This window comes from Vibrio campbellii CAIM 519 = NBRC 15631 = ATCC 25920, assembly GCF_002163755.1.
Taxonomy (GTDB): domain Bacteria; phylum Pseudomonadota; class Gammaproteobacteria; order Enterobacterales; family Vibrionaceae; genus Vibrio; species Vibrio campbellii.
The window spans coordinates 2,437,972-2,454,762 of sequence record NZ_CP015863.1 but is presented as its reverse complement, the minus strand read 5'-3'; the positions used below and the strand labels follow the sequence as shown (position 1 = coordinate 2,454,762).

Below are 16,791 nucleotides of genomic sequence, written 5' to 3'. Positions count from 1 at the left end.
TGGCGATATTTCGACAGGCAGTGAATGGACAATAACACCAACCAATCCCATTTAGACTCAGTAGAGAATCAAGTAGAGCGTTATAAGCAGGTTTTGGACGTGATGCCCGCTGGTGTGATCTTACTAGATACCCACGGTGTGGTGCGTGAAGCCAACCCAGAGGCGCACCGCATTCTTGAAATTCCACTGGTCGACGAGAAATGGTTCAACATCATCCAAGCGGTGTTTGATCCGCGCGAAGATGATGGTCATGAAGTCTCACTGCGCAATGGTCGTAAAGTTCGTCTAGCGATCTCGGCATCGGCGACTGGCCAACTCATTTTGATCACCGATCTAACGGAAACGCGTTTACTGCAATCTCGCGTGAGTGACTTACAACGTTTGTCATCGTTAGGCCGTATGGTGGCGTCTTTGGCACACCAAGTCAGAACACCATTATCGAGCGCCATGTTGTATGCATCTAATTTAGCAGCGCCAAATCTCCCTCCGGCGACAAAAGATAGATTTCAAAGCAAATTAATGGATCGACTGCACGATTTGGAAAAGCAGGTTAATGATATGCTGCTTTTTGCTAAAGGTGGTGATAATAAAGTCATTAAGCCTTTTAACATTTCTCAGTTAGTTGCTGAATATCAGCCAATGGTCGAAACCGCGCTGAAGAACAACAACATTGACTACTTCCTAGAAGTGGAAGAAGAACACACTGAGCTGTTAGGCAACGCTAACGCCATTGCTTCAGCACTGAGTAACTTAGTGATGAACGCGATTCAGATGTCAGGAAAGGAATCGCAGATAGATGTCTTTTTCCGTCCTGTGAACGGTGAATTGCGCATTTCTGTGCAAGACAGCGGTCCGGGTGTACCAAAAGAACTGCAAGCAAAAATTATGGAGCCATTCTTTACCACGCGTTCTCAAGGAACCGGGTTAGGGCTCGCTGTGGTTCAAATGGTTTGCCGTGCCCATGACGGCCGATTGGAACTTATTTCAGAGCAGGGTGATGGAGCCTGCTTTACCATTTGCATTCCGCTAGAGCGAGTGCAAGCAGAAGCGCAGTAAGCGGCTTTTGTCGATAACAATTACTGGAGAATCATAATGGCGCAAAGCAAAGTGCTGATCGTAGAAGACGATGAAGGTCTTCGTGAAGCCCTAGTGGATACTCTGGCTCTGGCAGGGTACGAGTGGTTAGAAGCCGATTGTGCGGAAGACGCGTTGGTTAAGCTGAAGTCGAACGCGGTAGACATTGTGGTTTCTGACGTGCAAATGGCAGGCATGGGCGGTTTGGCTCTGCTACGTAATATCAAACAGAATTGGCCAAACATGCCAGTTCTTCTTATGACGGCTTACGCAAACATTGAAGACGCTGTGTCGGCAATGAAAGAAGGTGCGATTGATTACATGGCGAAGCCATTTGCACCAGAAGTTTTGCTCAACATGGTGAGCCGTTACGCACCAATCAAAAGTGATGACAACGGTGATGCAGTCGTAGCAGACGAGAAGAGTCTGCGTCTATTGGCTTTGGCTGACAAAGTGGCGCGCACCGATGCTAACGTGATGATCTTGGGCCCAAGTGGCTCGGGTAAAGAAGTCATGTCTCGTTACATTCACAACGCTTCAAACCGTAAAGACGGCCCTTTTGTTGCGATCAACTGTGCAGCGATTCCAGACAACATGCTGGAAGCGACACTATTTGGTTACGAGAAAGGTGCATTTACTGGCGCGGTACAAGCGTGTCCGGGTAAATTCGAACAAGCCCAAGGCGGTACTATCTTGCTGGATGAAATCAGTGAGATGGACCTAAACCTACAAGCGAAACTGCTGCGCGTTCTTCAAGAGCGTGAAGTGGAGCGTTTGGGTAGTCGTAAGAGCATCAAACTGGATGTACGTGTATTGGCAACCAGTAACCGTGACCTTAAGCAGTATGTGTCGGAAGGCAACTTCCGTGAAGATTTGTACTACCGCTTGAACGTATTCCCAATCTCATGGCCTGCACTGTGTGAACGTAAAGGTGACATCTCGCCATTGGCTCAGCATCTAGCAGAACGTCATTGCAGCAAGATGGGCATGCCTGTGCCGAAGTTCTCTCAAGTCGCGTTAGATAAGCTGCTTCAATACCCTTGGCCGGGTAACGTTCGTGAGCTGGATAACGTGGTTCAGCGTGCTCTGATTTTGAGTGAAAATGGTGACATCGATGCAGAACACATTTTGCTAGAAGGTGTAGATTGGCAAGATGCGAGCAGCCTGCAGTCTGTGGTTCAAAACTCAGAGGTTTTGGTGCCCGATGTTAAACCTGTCGCGCAAGTTGAATCGATCAACCGTGTGGCTGTCGGTGGCGAAGGTCTTGGTGGTGAGCTGCGTGACCAAGAATACGCGATCATTTTGGAAACGCTGATCGAATGCAACGGTCGTCGTAAAGAAATGGCAGAGAAACTGGGCATCAGTCCACGTACTTTGCGCTACAAACTTGCCAAAATGCGTGACGCTGGTATCGATATTCCGGCTTAGTATTCACATAAATAGCCATAGGACAAAAGTGTGGGTACACTACGGCACTATTGTCTTATGGCACAGTAATTGCTGTGTCAATAATCAGTTTTATTTAATAGTCAAACTTTTGGCTTAGAGGTGACAATGAAAGTTGATGGTATTCAGGCAGAAATGCGCGCCATGATGGTGGAGGCGACCAACACCGCTCCCGTTGCAACAGGTGCGAAAGTTGGGGCAGATTTTGGTGATCTCCTAACGAAAGCCATCAATAACGTAAACTCACTTCAAAAAGCATCGGGCGATCTGCAAACGCGTTTTGACCGTGGTGATGCCGATGTTTCCCTTTCTGACGTTATGATTGCTCGTAACAAGTCCAGTGTTGCCTTCGATGCCACTGTACAAATCCGCAATAAGCTCGTTGAGTCCTATAAGGATCTCATGAACATGCCAGTGTAATTTTAGGTAATAAGTGTGGCAGACAAGTCAACAGATTTAACCGTCACTGATGGCGGCGCAGATGGTGCACTGATCGCTGGCTCAGATTTGGATGTGGATAGCCAAAACCCAGATCTTGAAGAGCGCAGTGCGTCAAAATTCGATATGGCAGTGGGAGACCTCGATTTACTTCGTCAGGTCGTATTAGTGCTGTCCATCTCTATCTGTGTTGCGTTAATCGTAATGCTTTTCTTCTGGGTGAAAGAACCGGAAATGCGCCCACTTGGTGCATACGAAACCGAAGAACTGATCCCTGTGCTGGATTACCTCGACCAGAAAAAAATCAATTACAAGCTAGATGGCAATACTATTTCGGTTGAATCGAGCGATTACAACTCGATTAAGCTAGGCATGGTGCGTGCAGGTGTTAACCAAGCAACAGAGGCGGGCGATGACATTCTGCTGCAAGACATGGGCTTTGGTGTATCACAGCGCTTGGAACAAGAGCGTTTGAAGCTCAGTCGTGAGCGCCAACTTGCGCAAGCCATCGAAGAGATGAAGCAGGTGCGTAAAGCGCGTGTTCTTCTCGCTCTACCAAAACACAGCGTGTTTGTTCGTCACAACCAAGAAGCGTCTGCTTCGGTATTTTTGACGCTCTCTACAGGCGCAAACCTGAAACAACAAGAAGTGGATTCCATCGTTGATATGGTGGCGAGTGCTGTTCCGGGAATGAAGACTTCTCGTATTACGGTAACCGATCAACACGGTCGTCTACTGAGCTCAGGTTCCCAAGACCCAGCATCTGCTGCACGTCGTAAAGAGCAAGAGCTAGAACGCAGCCAAGAGCAAGCGCTGCGCGAAAAGATTGATTCAGTACTTCTGCCTATTCTAGGTTTTGGTAACTACACTGCTCAGGTAGATATCCAGATGGATTTCAGCACCGTCGAGCAAACTCGTAAAAACTTCGATCCGAATACGCCGTCTACGCGCAGTGAATATGCGCTGGAAGATTACAACAACGGCAACATGGTTGCGGGCATTCCAGGTGCATTGAGTAACCAACCGCCAGCGGATGCGTCTATTCCTCAAGATGTGGCGCAGATGAAAGACGGCACATTGACTGGTCAAGGCTCGGTACGTAAAGAATCGACGCGTAACTTCGAGCTTGATACCACCATCAGTCATGAACGCAAGCAAACTGGCACGTTGGCTCGTCAGACCGTTTCGGTAGCGATCAAAGACCGTCGCACCGTAAACCCAGATACGGGTGAGGTGACGTACACGCCGCTATCAGAATCTGAAATCAACGCGATTCGCCAAGTGCTGATCGGTACCGTCGGCTTTGATGAGAATCGCGGTGACCTGCTTAATGTACTGAGTGTGAAGTTTGCCGAGCCAGAGCTTGAGCAAATGGTTGATCCACCAATTTGGGAACATCCAAACTTCAACGATTGGGTTCGTTGGTTTGCAAGTGCGCTAGTGATTATCGTGGTTATCTTGGTTCTGGTTCGCCCTGCAATGAAGAAATTGCTCAACCCAGCAAGTGGCGACGAAGACGAAATGTACGGGCCAGATGGCTTGCCAATTGGTGCGGATGGCGAAACCAGCCTGATTGGTAGCGACATCGAAAGCGGTGAACTGTTTGAGTTTGGTTCAAGCATTGATCTGCCTAACCTGCACAAAGATGAAGATGTACTCAAAGCAGTACGTGCTCTGGTGGCAAACGAGCCAGAGCTTGCTGCTCAAGTTGTGAAAAACTGGATGAACGAAAATGGCTAACGATATCGTACCTCAAGATGAAAACGGCGCAGGTTTGCCAGCGGAGTTTGATGTCTCTAGCATGACAGGCGAAGAGAAAGCGGCGATTTTGCTGCTGAGCCTGAACGAAAACGACGCGGCTGGCATCATCCGTCACCTAGAACCAAAACAGGTTCAGCGTGTGGGTAGCGCAATGGCGCGAGCGAAAGACCTAAGCCAAGACAAAGTGTCTGGTGTGCATCGCGCGTTTCTAGAAGACATCCAGAAATACACCAACATCGGTATGGGCAGCGAAGACTTTATGCGTAATGCGCTAGTGGCTGCTCTGGGTGAGGATAAAGCAAACAACTTGGTTGACCAAATCCTATTGGGTACTGGCTCGAAAGGTCTGGATTCACTGAAGTGGATGGATCCTCGCCAAGTGGCAAGTATCATCGTCAACGAACACCCGCAGATTCAAACCATCGTACTTTCGTACTTGGAAGCGGACCAATCGGCAGAAATCCTTTCTCAGTTCCCAGAGCGTGTGCGTCTGGATCTGATGATGCGTATTGCCAACCTAGAAGAAGTTCAGCCATCAGCACTGGCAGAGCTGAACGAAATCATGGAGAAGCAGTTCGCGGGTCAAGCGGGTGCACAAGCGGCGAAGATTGGCGGCCTGAAGGCAGCAGCAGAAATCATGAACTACCTAGACAACAACGTCGAAGGTATTTTGATGGAGCAGATTCGCGACCAAGACGAAGACATGGCTACACAAATCCAAGATCTTATGTTCGTATTCGAGAACTTGGTGGAAGTGGACGACCAAGGTATTCAGAAATTGCTGCGTGACGTTCCTCAAGACGTTCTGCAAAGAGCACTTAAAGGTGCCGACGATTCTCTACGTGAGAAAGTGTTCAAGAACATGTCTAAACGTGCCGCTGAGATGATGCGCGACGATATCGAAGCAATGCCTCCGGTTCGCGTAGCAGACGTAGAAGCGGCGCAGAAAGAAATCTTGGCGATTGCTCGTCGTATGGCAGACGCTGGCGAAATCATGCTGTCTGGCGGCGCAGAGGAGTTCTTATAATCCTTTCTTGTTCCTCCTGTTTAGGCGGGAGGAGCGCACTTCTGTAGTAATGCACTTTTTCAAAGCACTTTATTTTCAAAATCAATTTCAACATAGACAGATTGTAGGTTAAGCATGGCTGGCGATAGAAAACGTGGATTTATCCGTCCTGATGAAGACGATGCGATGATCGAACCGCAGCGCTGGGGGTTACCTGATTACGGTGAGCCGAAAGCAAAACAAGCCAAACAAACTGCGTTTAACTACGATCCAGGTTGGGTGCCAAACTTTGACGAACCAGAAGAAGAGCAAGTTCTTGAACTGACAGAAGAACAGATTGAGTTGATCAAGCAAGGCGCTTATCAAGAAGGTCTGTATCAAGGTCAAGAAGCGGGCTTCAAGCAAGGTTACGACAAAGGCAAAGAAGAAGGCATTCAAGCCGGTCATGCAGAAGGTCTCGAACTCGGAAAAGCGGAAGGTGTTACCGCTGGGCAGGAGTACATTCAGCAGCAGGTGGAAACCTTTATGAACTTGGCCAACCAGTTCGCTCAACCTTTGGAGCTGATGAACGCTCAGGTTGAAAAGCAGCTGGTGGATATGGTGCTGTGCCTAGTCAAAGAAGTTGTGCATGTGGAAGTGCAAACCAATCCTCAAATTATTCTCGATACGGTGAAGCAGTCTGTAGAAGCGCTGCCTATTTCTGGTCATCCAATTACCTTACATCTGAACCCCGACGATGTGGCGATCATTCGCTCTGCATACGGCGAAGAAGAGCTTGATTGCCGTAATTGGACTTTGGTGTCGGAGCCTTCATTGAACCGTGGTGATGTACAAATTGCTGCTGGTGAATCGAGCATCAATTACCGCATGGAAGAACGCATAAAAAGCGTATTGAACAGCTTCTGTGGCGCAAATCGTCATCAAGGGGGCGAGTAGTCCATGCAAGCCTTGGCCGATCGTTTAAAAAACTACAAAGTTGAAGGCTTAACTACGCGTCCGGTTGCTTCAGGCAAGCTTGTACGTGTTGTTGGCTTAACCTTGGAAGCGACAGGCTGTCGTGCTCCGATTGGCAGTTTGTGTTTGGTCGAAACCATGTCCGGTCATATGGAAGCGGAAGTGGTGGGTTTTTCTGGTGATAACCTTTTCTTGATGCCGAGTGAGCAAATCACAGGCATCTTACCGGGCGCGAAAGTGACGCCGTTGACCAGTGAGGCGGGTTTGCCTGTTGGTATGGAGCTGCTAGGCCGTGTGATTGATGGTGTGGGTAACCCACTGGATGGACTCGGCCCGCTTTATACCGATCACTGTGCTTCGTTCAATGCTGAGCCAATTAACCCACTAGCGCGTAAGCCCATTTCTGAGCCACTTGATGTGGGCTTAAAAGCCATCAACGGCTTGCTGACGGTAGGTAAAGGTCAACGTATCGGTCTGTTTGCCGGTTCTGGTGTGGGTAAATCGGTCACTCTTGGCATGATGACGCGAGGCACGACGGCGCAAGTTGTTGTCGTTGGTCTGATTGGTGAGCGTGGACGCGAAGTAAAAGAATTCATCGAAGAAATTTTGGGTGAAGACGGACGCCGCCGTTCTGTGGTGGTGGCTGCACCTGCCGATGCTTCACCTTTGATGCGCTTGAAGGGCTGCCAAACGGCACTGACGATTGCCGAATACTTCCGTGACCAAGGATTAGATGTTCTTCTACTGATGGACTCTCTGACGCGTTTTGCTCAAGCGCAGCGTGAGATTGCATTGTCTGTGGGTGAACCGCCTGCAACCAAAGGTTATCCGCCTTCGGTGTTTGCTAAACTGCCAGCCTTGGTGGAACGCGCAGGTAACGGTGGTGATGATCAAGGTTCGATCACCGCATTTTTTACCGTTCTGACCGAAGGTGACGATCTGCAAGATCCGATCGCCGATGCGTCACGTGCGATCCTCGATGGTCACATTGTCTTATCTCGTGAAATGGCGGATGCAGGTCACTACCCAGCCATCGATGTCGAGAAATCGGTGAGCCGTGTTATGCCGCAAATCACCACAGAAGAGCACGTGTTGATGTCGAAAGCGGTGCGTCAGGTGTTGTCGATTTGCCGCAAGAACCAAGATTTGGTGTCGATTGGCGCTTATAAACCGGGGACTGACCCTGCTATCGATGGCGCATTTACCCTCAAGCCAAAACTGGACGAATACTTGCAGCAGCGCATGAAAGAGTCTGTGCCTTATGACATGTGCGTCAACATGTTGAAGAGCATCTTGGGTGGGTAATAGTGTATGAATAACGCGATGGAATTCCTACTCGAGCAAGCAAAAGAACGCGAAGACCAAGCGGTGTTGGCGCTCAACAAAGCACGCTCAGAGCTAGATGATTACTACCGCCAAGTAGAGCAAATTGAAAAGTACCGCTTAGATTACTGTCAGCAGTTGGTAGACCGCGGTATGGCGGGACTCACCGCAAGCCAATACGGCCACTTAAACCGCTTTTTAACTCAGCTCGATGAAACGCTTTCCAAGCAAAAACAGGCAGAAAACCACTTTAAAGAGCAGGTGGTGAACTGCCAAGATTACTGGTTAAACATGCGTAAAGAACGGATGTCTTACGAGTGGATGATTGAAAAGCGCGAGAAAGAAAAGCAAATGGCGGAAGCGAAGCGTGAACAAAAACAAATGGATGAGTTTTCTACCTTGCTTTACAGCCGAAAACCGCAACGTTTCTAAGCATTTCTCATCGTTATATTGCGTTAGTGCTGCTGGTTACATCTCTACTGATTCAAGCAAGGTTACTTTGACGGAGTCTTGCTCTATCAACTCAAACACTTTTGGTCGAATCACGCTAATCCACCACTCATTGTAAGTCTCTGCGTATATCGTTTGTCGCGCTTGTTCACTGTCGAACTCACGTAACCAGACAAAGTAATCATGCCCATCTTCACCAGTGTGAACATAGGTGTTTAGGACACGCATGCCTTTGGAGCGTTGGTAGGGCAGCAACTCGTCTTTCATCCACGTTAACCATTGTTCAGTTTTGCCAGTTTTAATTTTATATTGGCGGAGTTCTGTGACTTTCAAAGCGATTCCTTATTGATTGAGCAAGGTCTCTGTTTACTTTCTAACGAACCGCCAGTCAAATTGCAAAGGCCTTTGTGTCTGCTGCAAGTTTGATCTTTGTTCCATCAGTATCCCTGATTCGTACCGTCAGAAAATCCACGCTGAGCGTTGGCGTGATTTTTGCAATTTATCCGTCAGTATCGGGTCTTTTGACCTAAGTTTGCCGCCCATGTGCAATCCGACAGCGGCTTGCTCAACGCTGCCGATGACGAGAGTTTCTATATGAATGTGAATTTATCCAATGTTTCTGCAACCAATAAGGCGTCGGTTTCCGATTCTTCAAATAAAGTTGATGCAGAAAACCCTGAAAGCAAAGGTTTTTTTGAAACCTTAGCCGGGGTATTCACTGATTCACAAAAAGCCGAAAAAGCGGTCGCAAAATCTGATACACCAGACGCTGCTGCAGAAACTTCGGAGGAGGCTGGGAAGGTGGTATCCCAGAACTCACAAGGTGAGAGCCAAGAAAAAGTCGCGCAAGATACAGGCAATGCGACCTCGACAGAATCAACCGATGAGTTGCTTGCTCAAGGGGAAGGGAAACAAGCGACGAATAGTTCTGTTGAATCCTCAGAAAATGCCGCTTCTTCTAGCAATGTTAAGGCATCAAATTCATCAGACGACACAAGCCCAAGTGAAACGAAAGTGAGTAAAGCTGATGTCGCTGATCAAGCCTCCGATTCTCAAGTAAAAAGTGCAATGGGAGAGGGACAGCAGTTATTGGGTCGCATAGAGCAAGCAAACCAAACGCTTAAGCCTAATGAGCAATTGGTTGATAGCGGCAAAGCATTGCCACCAGAGGCAGCCCAAACCCAAGGTGCCTCTCAACAAGTCAAAGACCATGTGGTTACTTCAGATCAACAAGCGGTATCAACCTCGGTGAAATCTGTCGAGCAAGGTGATGTTTTACCAATCCGTGCTGCAGAAAAAGTAACATTGGATGCAAATGGTAAACCTATTGCAACAGCGGTAGAGGTTTCACCAAATGCACAAACAAGCAACGTGGCGCAGAGTACTGCTTCTACACAAATTGACTGGAATTCACCAAGCTCTCAAGTCGCCCAGGTGTTAGCGGGAACTGAAGCGCTACAATCTGTATTGCCAGCAGATGCACAGACAACGAATACCGAGGTTGCGGACGTACAGCGTATCTCACTGGATGAGCTGCAAGTCATCGACACTAAACTTGCTCAAGGAAAGCCACTGTCTCAGCAAGAACTTGATGTGATTGAAGGGCTAAAAACGGGTGAGCTGGTGGCTGATATTCCGGTACAAGAATTAGCGCAATTCGTAGCTTTACCAAGTGATGTCAAAGTTGCGATGGCAGAGCATCAAGCTGCCCATAACCAAACTCGTGTCGCCGCTTCAACAGTGGCCGCCCAACAGGCTCATCAGCTAGTCACGCAGGACATGAAGCACGCTGCAGCTCAAGCGAGTGCGCAGGTAGCAGCATCCCCAAATGCTGACAAAGCAGCGTTATCTGCAATGCCAGAAGCACTAGTGGCAGCGAATTTAAACACATCAGCGCAGGCGGCTTCTAGTGCAGAGCTGAGTAAGAAAGTGATGAATGCTGGACTTGCTGCAGGCGCATTGAAAGGTGCAACGAATAAGCAAGATAAGCCTGACCCACAACATGGTTTGGCGGGACAAATTCAAGCGGCTGCGGGTCAACAAGGCGTGACAGCTCAGCAACAAGCTCGTGTCGATGCTGCCCAGCAAGCACAGTTACCGTTTCAACTAACCAAAGAACTGGCCAATGACCAAGTGGCTGAGAAAGTACAAATGATGATGTCGAAGAACTTAAAGAACCTCGATATCCGTCTTGATCCGCCAGAACTTGGTCGTATGCAGATCCGCATGACAATGAACAACGATCTCGCTAATGTTCATTTTACGGTGGCAAACCCACAAGCGCGTGACTTGATTGAACAAACCTTACCTCGCCTGAGAGAGATGTTGGCTCAGCAAGGCATGCAATTGGCAGATTCTTCGGTTCAACAACAGAGTAGTGGTCAGCAACAAAGTGGTTACGCGAATGCGGAACAAAACGGTCAAGGCTCTCAAGGTCGTGGATTTTCTGGTCAGTCAGATGAAAACTTTGATGCCGACACGAATCTTGATTTGAATGTGGTTTCAAAGCGTGATGGAATTAGTTTTTACGCATAAGATAGCGGCCTAAAAACAGAACAATAAGAGACAGTAATGGCAGAAGAACAGCTACAAGGTGCAGATGCACCAAAAGGAAAAAGTAAGTTACTGATCATCATTATCGCAGTGGTGGTTTTGCTCCTCGGTGGTGGTGCAGCAGCCTTCTTTTTGATGGGGTCTGATGAACCTGCGCAAGCCGCACAAGCGGAGCAAACACAAGTGCAAACGGCAGCCGCGCCAATCGCGTATGTGAACATCGCACAACCGTTTATTTTTAATGTGACGGGTGACCGTCGTGACAGACTAGTACAAATCAAAGCCCAGCTGATGGTGCGCGGCAGTGAGAATGAGCAACTAGCTCGTTATCACTCTCCACTGATTGAAAGCTCACTGCTATCGACGTTTGCTTCTGCGACGGTAGAGCAACTGCGTTCACCAACCGGTCGTGTTGAATTGCGAGACCGTGCTTCTGATGACATCAAAGCGGCGTTGAATGCTGCGGTGGGTAAGCCAGTGATTGAAAAAGTACTGTTTACAGATTTTGTAATTCAATAGGTATAACGTGACCGATCTATTAAGCCAAGACGAGATTGATGCGCTACTGCACGGGGTTGACGACGTTGATGACGTTGATGAACCCATGGATGCCGGCGACGAGAGTGCCGTCAGTTTCGACTTCTCGTCTCAAGACAGGATTGTCCGTGGTCGGATGCCGACGCTCGAACTTATCAACGAGCGCTTTGCCCGACACATGCGAATCAGCCTGTTTAACATGTTGCGTAAAACCGCTGAGGTGTCGATTAACGGCGTACAGATGATGAAGTTTGGTGAATACCAAAATACGCTGTACGTACCGACAAGTTTGAACATGGTGCGCTTCCGTCCACTAAAAGGCACGGCGCTGATCACCATGGAAGCACGCTTAGTGTTTATTCTGGTAGAGAACTTCTTTGGTGGCGATGGTCGTTTCCACGCCAAAATTGAAGGTCGTGAATTTACCCCAACTGAGCGTCGCATTATCCAGCTTCTGCTGAAAATTGTTTTCGAAGATTACAAAGAAGCGTGGTCACCAGTGATGGGTGTGGAATTCGAGTATCTCGACTCCGAAGTAAACCCGAGCATGGCCAACATCGTGAGCCCGACCGAAGTGATTGTGGTGAGCTCATTCCACATTGAAGTCGATGGCGGCGGTGGTGATTTCCACGTGGTCATGCCTTACTCAATGGTGGAACCGATCCGTGAATTGCTCGATGCGGGTGTTCAGTCTGACAAGATGGAAACCGACGTTCGTTGGAGCTCTGCACTGCGTGAAGAGATCATGGATTGCCCAGTTAACTTCCGCGTGAACTTGCTGGAGAAAGACATTTCTCTGCGCGATTTGATGGAGCTTCAACCAGGCGATGTCATCCCGATTGAGATGCCTGAGCACGCGACCATGTTCATCGAAGATTTACCGACTTACCGCGTGAAGATGGGTCGCTCCGAAGATAAGATGGCGGTACAAATCTCCGAAGAGATTGAACGCCCTCACGTTGTAAAAACCGATTTAGCGTTCTTGGGTAAAGACATCATGTCTGAACTTGAGCACGACGACGATAAAGACGATTAAAACCCTTACTCAATACCATCGCCTCGCTTCTGACTCTCAAACAAACGGTCATGAAGGAAGAAATAGGGCGCAAGTAAGGTTTAACACAGGACAGAAAAATGGAACCAAGTGACGATCAAAAGCTAGCAGACGAATGGGCAGCTGCTCTTGGCGAAGACCCGTCTGCACCTTCAATTGATGTTGATGAAGTATTGGCAGCGCCACTGGAAGAGTTGAAAGACACCTCTAGCCCAATCACGGATGATGAGCGTCGTAAGCTCGACACCATCATGGACATCCCAGTCACCATTTCGATGGAAGTGGGCCGTTCACAAATTAGCATCCGTAACCTGCTGCAGTTGAACCAAGGTTCGGTTGTCGAACTTGATCGCCTTGCGGGTGAATCGCTCGACGTATTGGTGAACGGCACTTTGATTGCACACGGCGAAGTCGTGGTCGTCAACGATAAGTTTGGTATTCGTCTTACCGACGTGATCAGCCAAACTGAACGCATCAAAAAGCTACGTTAATATGAGCAGTTCAATCAAAACTCGATTGAAGCAAATCACAGGAGCACTTGGCTTAACGCTAAGTGCTCCTTATGCATTTGCTGCCGCGCCAAGTAATTTAGATTTGGCGACAACACTGGGCTCATTAGTGTTGGTTATTGGCGTGATTCTTCTGCTTGCTTGGATGTTGAAACGCATGCAAGTGCCAGCACTAGGTCAGCAAAAAGGGCTGCGCATTGTTAGTCAGCTACCCGTTGGTACGAAAGAACGAATTGCGGTCGTCCAAGTCGGTGAAGAGCAGTTTTTGGTGGGCATCACTAGCCAATCTATTCAAACGCTTGCCAAACTTGAAACGCCATTGAAAGAGGAAGAGTTGGCTTCCGGTGCTTTTGCTAGCCAGTTCAGCCAACTAATAAAAAAACATGACAAAGGATAACTCAATCCGCCTGATGCTCAGCACCTTTGTGTTGCTGATTGGCGTACTGTTTTCTTCGCTTTCGTTTGCTCAAGCAGAGGAATCCGCGCTTCCTGCTAATCTCGCTCAAGGCGACAGCGTGACAGTAAAAGCCATGGAGAGCGAGTCGGGCTCAAGCCGCAGCATGTCGGTGGGCAATGGTGGAGGCATTCCCGCTTTCACCATGACGACCAATGCTGATGGCAGCGAAGACTACTCGGTCACGCTGCAAATTCTTGCGTTGATGACCATGCTTGGCTTCTTGCCAGCGATGGTGATTTTGATGACCTCATTCACCCGTATCGTGGTGGTAATGTCCATCTTGCGACAGGCAATGGGTCTGCAACAAACGCCTTCGAACCAAGTCATCATTGGTATTGCGCTCTTTCTTACCTTCTTCGTAATGTCGCCAGTTCTGAATGAGATCAATGACAACGCGATTCAGCCTTATTTGAATGAGCAAGTGACGGCGCGCCAAGCGTTCGATGCTGCGCAAGTTCCGATGAAAGCCTTTATGCTTAAGCAGACACGAATCAAAGACCTAGAGACCTTTGTGAACATGTCTGGTGAGCAGGTAACGAACCCAGAAGATGTCTCTATGGCAGTGTTGATTCCGGCATTCATTACCTCTGAGCTCAAGACCGCGTTCCAAATCGGTTTCATGTTGTTCCTGCCGTTTTTGATCATCGACCTGGTTGTTGCCTCGGTGTTGATGGCGATGGGTATGATGATGCTTTCACCAATGATCGTATCGCTGCCATTTAAGCTGATGTTGTTTGTGCTAGTGGACGGTTGGAATCTGATATTGTCTACACTCGCCGGCAGTTTTGCCCTTTAGATTGGCACAGAGAGAAGAGGGTAAGACATGACTCCTGAAATGTTTGTCGAGCTTTTCCGTGATGCACTGTGGATGGTGCTGATCATGGTCTGTGCCATTATCATCCCAAGTTTGCTTATCGGTCTTGTCGTTGCCATTTTCCAAGCGGCAACCTCTATCAACGAACAAACGTTGAGTTTCTTACCCCGTTTGATTGTCACTTTGTTGGCACTGATGCTGTTTGGCCACTGGATGACACAGATGTTGATGGAATACTTCTTTGGTTTGATTGAACGCCTACCACAGGTGCTTTACTAGAGGCGCGTATGGAGTATCCGACCCATATCGTCCTCGACTGGATCGCAAACTACTTTTGGCCCTATACCCGCATCTCTGCCATGTTGATGGTGATGACGGTAACTGGGGCACGCTTCGTCTCGCCTCGAATTCGGCTCTATCTTGGTCTCGCGATTACTTTTGCGGTCGCGCCTGCGATTCCTGCCGTGCCTCAAGACATTGAATTACTCTCTTTCCGTGGTTTTATGACCATTGCAGAGCAAATCGTTATTGGCGTTGCGATGGGCATGGTGACCCAGTTTATGATTCAAACCTTTGTTCTACTTGGTCAGATCTTGGGTATGCAATCGAGCTTGGGTTTTGCCTCGATGGTGGACCCTGCGAACGGTCAAAATACGCCTTTGCTTGGTCAGTTGTTTATGTTTTTGGCGACCATATTCTTCCTCGCTACCGATGGGCATTTAAAAATGCTGCAATTGGTGGTGTTCAGTTTTAAAACCTTGCCGATTGGGTCCGGCTCGCTCAATGCGGTCGACTTCCGTGAAATGGCGAGTTGGCTTGGCATCATGTTTAAGACGGCACTCAGTATGTCGTTGTCGGGCATTATCGCGCTGCTGACGATTAACTTGTCATTCGGTGTAATGACACGTGCTGCACCACAGCTGAACATCTTCTCGCTTGGTTTTGCTTTCGCCTTGATGGTGGGCTTGTTACTTTGTTGGTACATCTTGGCTGGTTTGTACAGTCATTATGAATTGTTCTGGGCTGTGGGTGAGGAACAGATTTGTAACCTCATTCGCTTGGATTGCTAGGAGGCTGGATTGGCAGAGTCAGACGGTCAGGAACGCACCGAAGAAGCCACACCCCGACGTTTACAACAAGCCAGAGAAAAGGGGCAGGTTGCTCGGTCTAAAGAGCTCGCATCGGCATCCGTGCTGATCGTGGGCGCTATCGCCTTGATGTGGTTTGGCGAGTCTTTGGCGCGCTCGTTGTTTTCAATTATGAGTCGCTTGTTTGATCTTACTCGTGATGAAATCTTCGATACCGCGAAGCTATTCGATATTGCCTTTGGAGCGATGACGGATCTGCTGTTCCCACTGTTCCTTATTCTTATCACTTTGTTTGTTGCCGCCATGATTGGTGCAGCGGGCGTCGGTGGTATTAGCTTTTCTGCCGAAGCGGCGATGCCAAAGCTCTCCAAGATGAACCCGCTTAGTGGTTTAAAGCGCATGGTCGGGATGCAGAGTTGGGTCGAGCTGATTAAATCAATTCTGAAAGTCGCATTGGTGACGGGGATGGCGATCTATCTGATCCAAGCTTCGCAAGCGGATTTGATTCAGCTAAGCATGGATGTGTACCCGCAAAATATCTTCCACGCTTTGGATATTTTGCTCAACTTCATCCTACTGATCAGTTGCTCCTTGCTTATCGTCGTGGCGATCGATATTCCGTTCCAGATTTGGCAACATGCTGATCAGCTTAAAATGACCAAACAAGAGATCAAAGACGAATACAAAGAGACCGAAGGTAAGCCGGAAGTTAAAGGTCGTATTCGTATGTTGCAGCGGGAAGCGGCTCAGCGTCGAATGATGGCCGATGTGCCTCAGGCCGACGTTATTATTACCAACCCGGAGCACTTTTCTGTTGCGTTGCGTTATAAGCAGAAAACCGACCGTGCGCCAGTGGTAATCGCCAAAGGTACCGACCATATGGCGATGAAGATCCGAGAAGTGGCACGTGAACACGACATTACCATTGTGCCAGCTCCGCCATTGGCACGTGCGCTTTACCACACCACAGAGTTAGAGCAGGAAATTCCAGACGGTTTATTTACTGCCGTGGCACAAGTTCTGGCGTTTGTGTTCCAACTTAAACAGTACCGTAAGCGTGGTGGGCAACGACCGAAAATTCAGGATTACGACTTACCAATCCCAACTGAACATCGTCACTAATGAAAATAATTGCATGGTGTGATTAGACAAAAATTCACATTAGATCAAAGGATTGTGATTTCTTTGAGCAACCAGTCATTATTTTGGCGTTAATCATGGTACACACATTGCTTATATCGTGCTAATCAACAACAATACCTAAACTTTTAGGCGAAAGCCGTCGCGTAATACTAGTTACATGTATGTACTCACATGCTTCTTTACG

Annotated in this window: 18 protein-coding genes; 17 read left to right on the top strand and 1 reads right to left on the bottom strand. The window is 48.4% G+C overall.

The annotated features are described in order from the left end of the window. The first annotated feature begins 24 nt into the window (after window positions 1–24). The 8 genes from A8140_RS11750 to fliJ all read left to right on the top strand — a co-directional run bounded on the left by A8140_RS11750 (window position 25) and on the right by fliJ (window position 8,434). Window positions 25–1,056 (top strand): sensor histidine kinase, encoded by a 1,032-nt coding sequence (locus tag A8140_RS11750; RefSeq protein WP_005531055.1) that lies wholly within the window; start codon window positions 25–27, stop codon window positions 1,054–1,056. Window positions 1,057–1,092: 36 nt separating this feature from the next. Beyond that, complete coding sequence (locus A8140_RS11745) at window positions 1,093–2,502, top strand: sigma-54-dependent transcriptional regulator (RefSeq protein ID WP_005531056.1); 1,410 nt, start codon at window positions 1,093–1,095, stop codon at window positions 2,500–2,502. Between the two features lie 126 nt (window positions 2,503–2,628). After that, complete coding sequence (fliE, locus tag A8140_RS11740) at window positions 2,629–2,940, top strand: flagellar hook-basal body complex protein FliE (RefSeq protein ID WP_005438670.1); 312 nt, start codon at window positions 2,629–2,631, stop codon at window positions 2,938–2,940. 15 nt (window positions 2,941–2,955) lie between these two features. Then, window positions 2,956–4,698 carry a flagellar basal-body MS-ring/collar protein FliF gene (fliF, locus tag A8140_RS11735; protein ID WP_005531069.1) on the top strand — a complete coding sequence of 581 codons (1,743 nt, stop codon included), beginning with the start codon at window positions 2,956–2,958 and terminating at the stop codon, window positions 4,696–4,698. Then, a complete protein-coding gene (gene fliG / locus A8140_RS11730) occupies window positions 4,691–5,746 on the top strand; it encodes a flagellar motor switch protein FliG (RefSeq protein WP_005531075.1) in 1,056 nt (351 codons plus the stop codon). Before fliF ends, fliG begins: the two co-directional genes overlap by 8 nt. Window positions 5,747–5,860: 114 nt before the next feature. Next, window positions 5,861–6,661 (top strand): flagellar assembly protein FliH, encoded by an 801-nt coding sequence (gene fliH / locus A8140_RS11725; protein ID WP_005531084.1) that lies wholly within the window; start codon window positions 5,861–5,863, stop codon window positions 6,659–6,661. A 3-nt stretch (window positions 6,662–6,664) separates the two neighbouring features. Further along, on the top strand, window positions 6,665–7,984 hold the full coding sequence (gene fliI, locus A8140_RS11720; RefSeq protein ID WP_005531090.1) for a flagellar protein export ATPase FliI: 1,320 nt from the start codon (window positions 6,665–6,667) through the stop codon (window positions 7,982–7,984). A gap of 6 nt (window positions 7,985–7,990) precedes the next feature. Beyond that, entirely contained in the window at window positions 7,991–8,434 is a 444-nt protein-coding gene (fliJ, locus tag A8140_RS11715; protein ID WP_005433085.1) for a flagellar export protein FliJ, read from the top strand. 36 nt (window positions 8,435–8,470) lie between these two features. Here fliJ and A8140_RS11710 read toward each other — a convergent pair whose 3' ends face one another. After that, window positions 8,471–8,785 (bottom strand): NIPSNAP family protein, encoded by a 315-nt coding sequence (locus A8140_RS11710; protein WP_005531091.1) that lies wholly within the window; start codon window positions 8,783–8,785, stop codon window positions 8,471–8,473. A 261-nt stretch (window positions 8,786–9,046) separates the two neighbouring features. Between A8140_RS11710 and A8140_RS11705 the strand changes: the two genes are divergently transcribed. The 9 genes from A8140_RS11705 (at window position 9,047) to flhB (ending at window position 16,586) form a co-directional block, all read left to right on the top strand. Next, a complete protein-coding gene (locus A8140_RS11705; protein WP_005531092.1) occupies window positions 9,047–10,987 on the top strand; it encodes a flagellar hook-length control protein FliK in 1,941 nt (646 codons plus the stop codon). A gap of 36 nt (window positions 10,988–11,023) precedes the next feature. Beyond that, a complete protein-coding gene (fliL, locus tag A8140_RS11700; RefSeq protein WP_005531093.1) occupies window positions 11,024–11,524 on the top strand; it encodes a flagellar basal body-associated protein FliL in 501 nt (166 codons plus the stop codon). Window positions 11,525–11,531: 7 nt separating this feature from the next. After that, the gene (gene fliM, locus A8140_RS11695) at window positions 11,532–12,578 is read left to right on the top strand and encodes a flagellar motor switch protein FliM (RefSeq protein WP_005433073.1); all 1,047 of its coding nucleotides are present in this window, start codon (window positions 11,532–11,534) and stop codon (window positions 12,576–12,578) included. A 98-nt stretch (window positions 12,579–12,676) separates the two neighbouring features. Further along, window positions 12,677–13,087 carry a flagellar motor switch protein FliN gene (fliN, locus tag A8140_RS11690; RefSeq protein ID WP_005433003.1) on the top strand — a complete coding sequence of 137 codons (411 nt, stop codon included), beginning with the start codon at window positions 12,677–12,679 and terminating at the stop codon, window positions 13,085–13,087. Window position 13,088: 1 nt separating this feature from the next. Further along, on the top strand, window positions 13,089–13,502 hold the full coding sequence (fliO, locus tag A8140_RS11685) for a flagellar biosynthetic protein FliO (protein ID WP_005531095.1): 414 nt from the start codon (window positions 13,089–13,091) through the stop codon (window positions 13,500–13,502). Beyond that, the gene (gene fliP / locus A8140_RS11680) at window positions 13,489–14,358 is read left to right on the top strand and encodes a flagellar type III secretion system pore protein FliP (RefSeq protein ID WP_033000092.1); all 870 of its coding nucleotides are present in this window, start codon (window positions 13,489–13,491) and stop codon (window positions 14,356–14,358) included. Before fliO ends, fliP begins: the two co-directional genes overlap by 14 nt. A 27-nt stretch (window positions 14,359–14,385) precedes the next feature. After that, window positions 14,386–14,655 (top strand): flagellar biosynthesis protein FliQ, encoded by a 270-nt coding sequence (gene fliQ, locus A8140_RS11675; protein ID WP_005433008.1) that lies wholly within the window; start codon window positions 14,386–14,388, stop codon window positions 14,653–14,655. An 8-nt stretch (window positions 14,656–14,663) separates the two neighbouring features. Beyond that, window positions 14,664–15,446 carry a flagellar biosynthetic protein FliR gene (gene fliR, locus A8140_RS11670; protein ID WP_005531099.1) on the top strand — a complete coding sequence of 261 codons (783 nt, stop codon included), beginning with the start codon at window positions 14,664–14,666 and terminating at the stop codon, window positions 15,444–15,446. 9 nt (window positions 15,447–15,455) lie between these two features. Further along, the gene (flhB, locus tag A8140_RS11665; RefSeq protein ID WP_005531101.1) at window positions 15,456–16,586 is read left to right on the top strand and encodes a flagellar biosynthesis protein FlhB; all 1,131 of its coding nucleotides are present in this window, start codon (window positions 15,456–15,458) and stop codon (window positions 16,584–16,586) included. Window positions 16,587–16,791 lie beyond the last annotated feature (205 nt).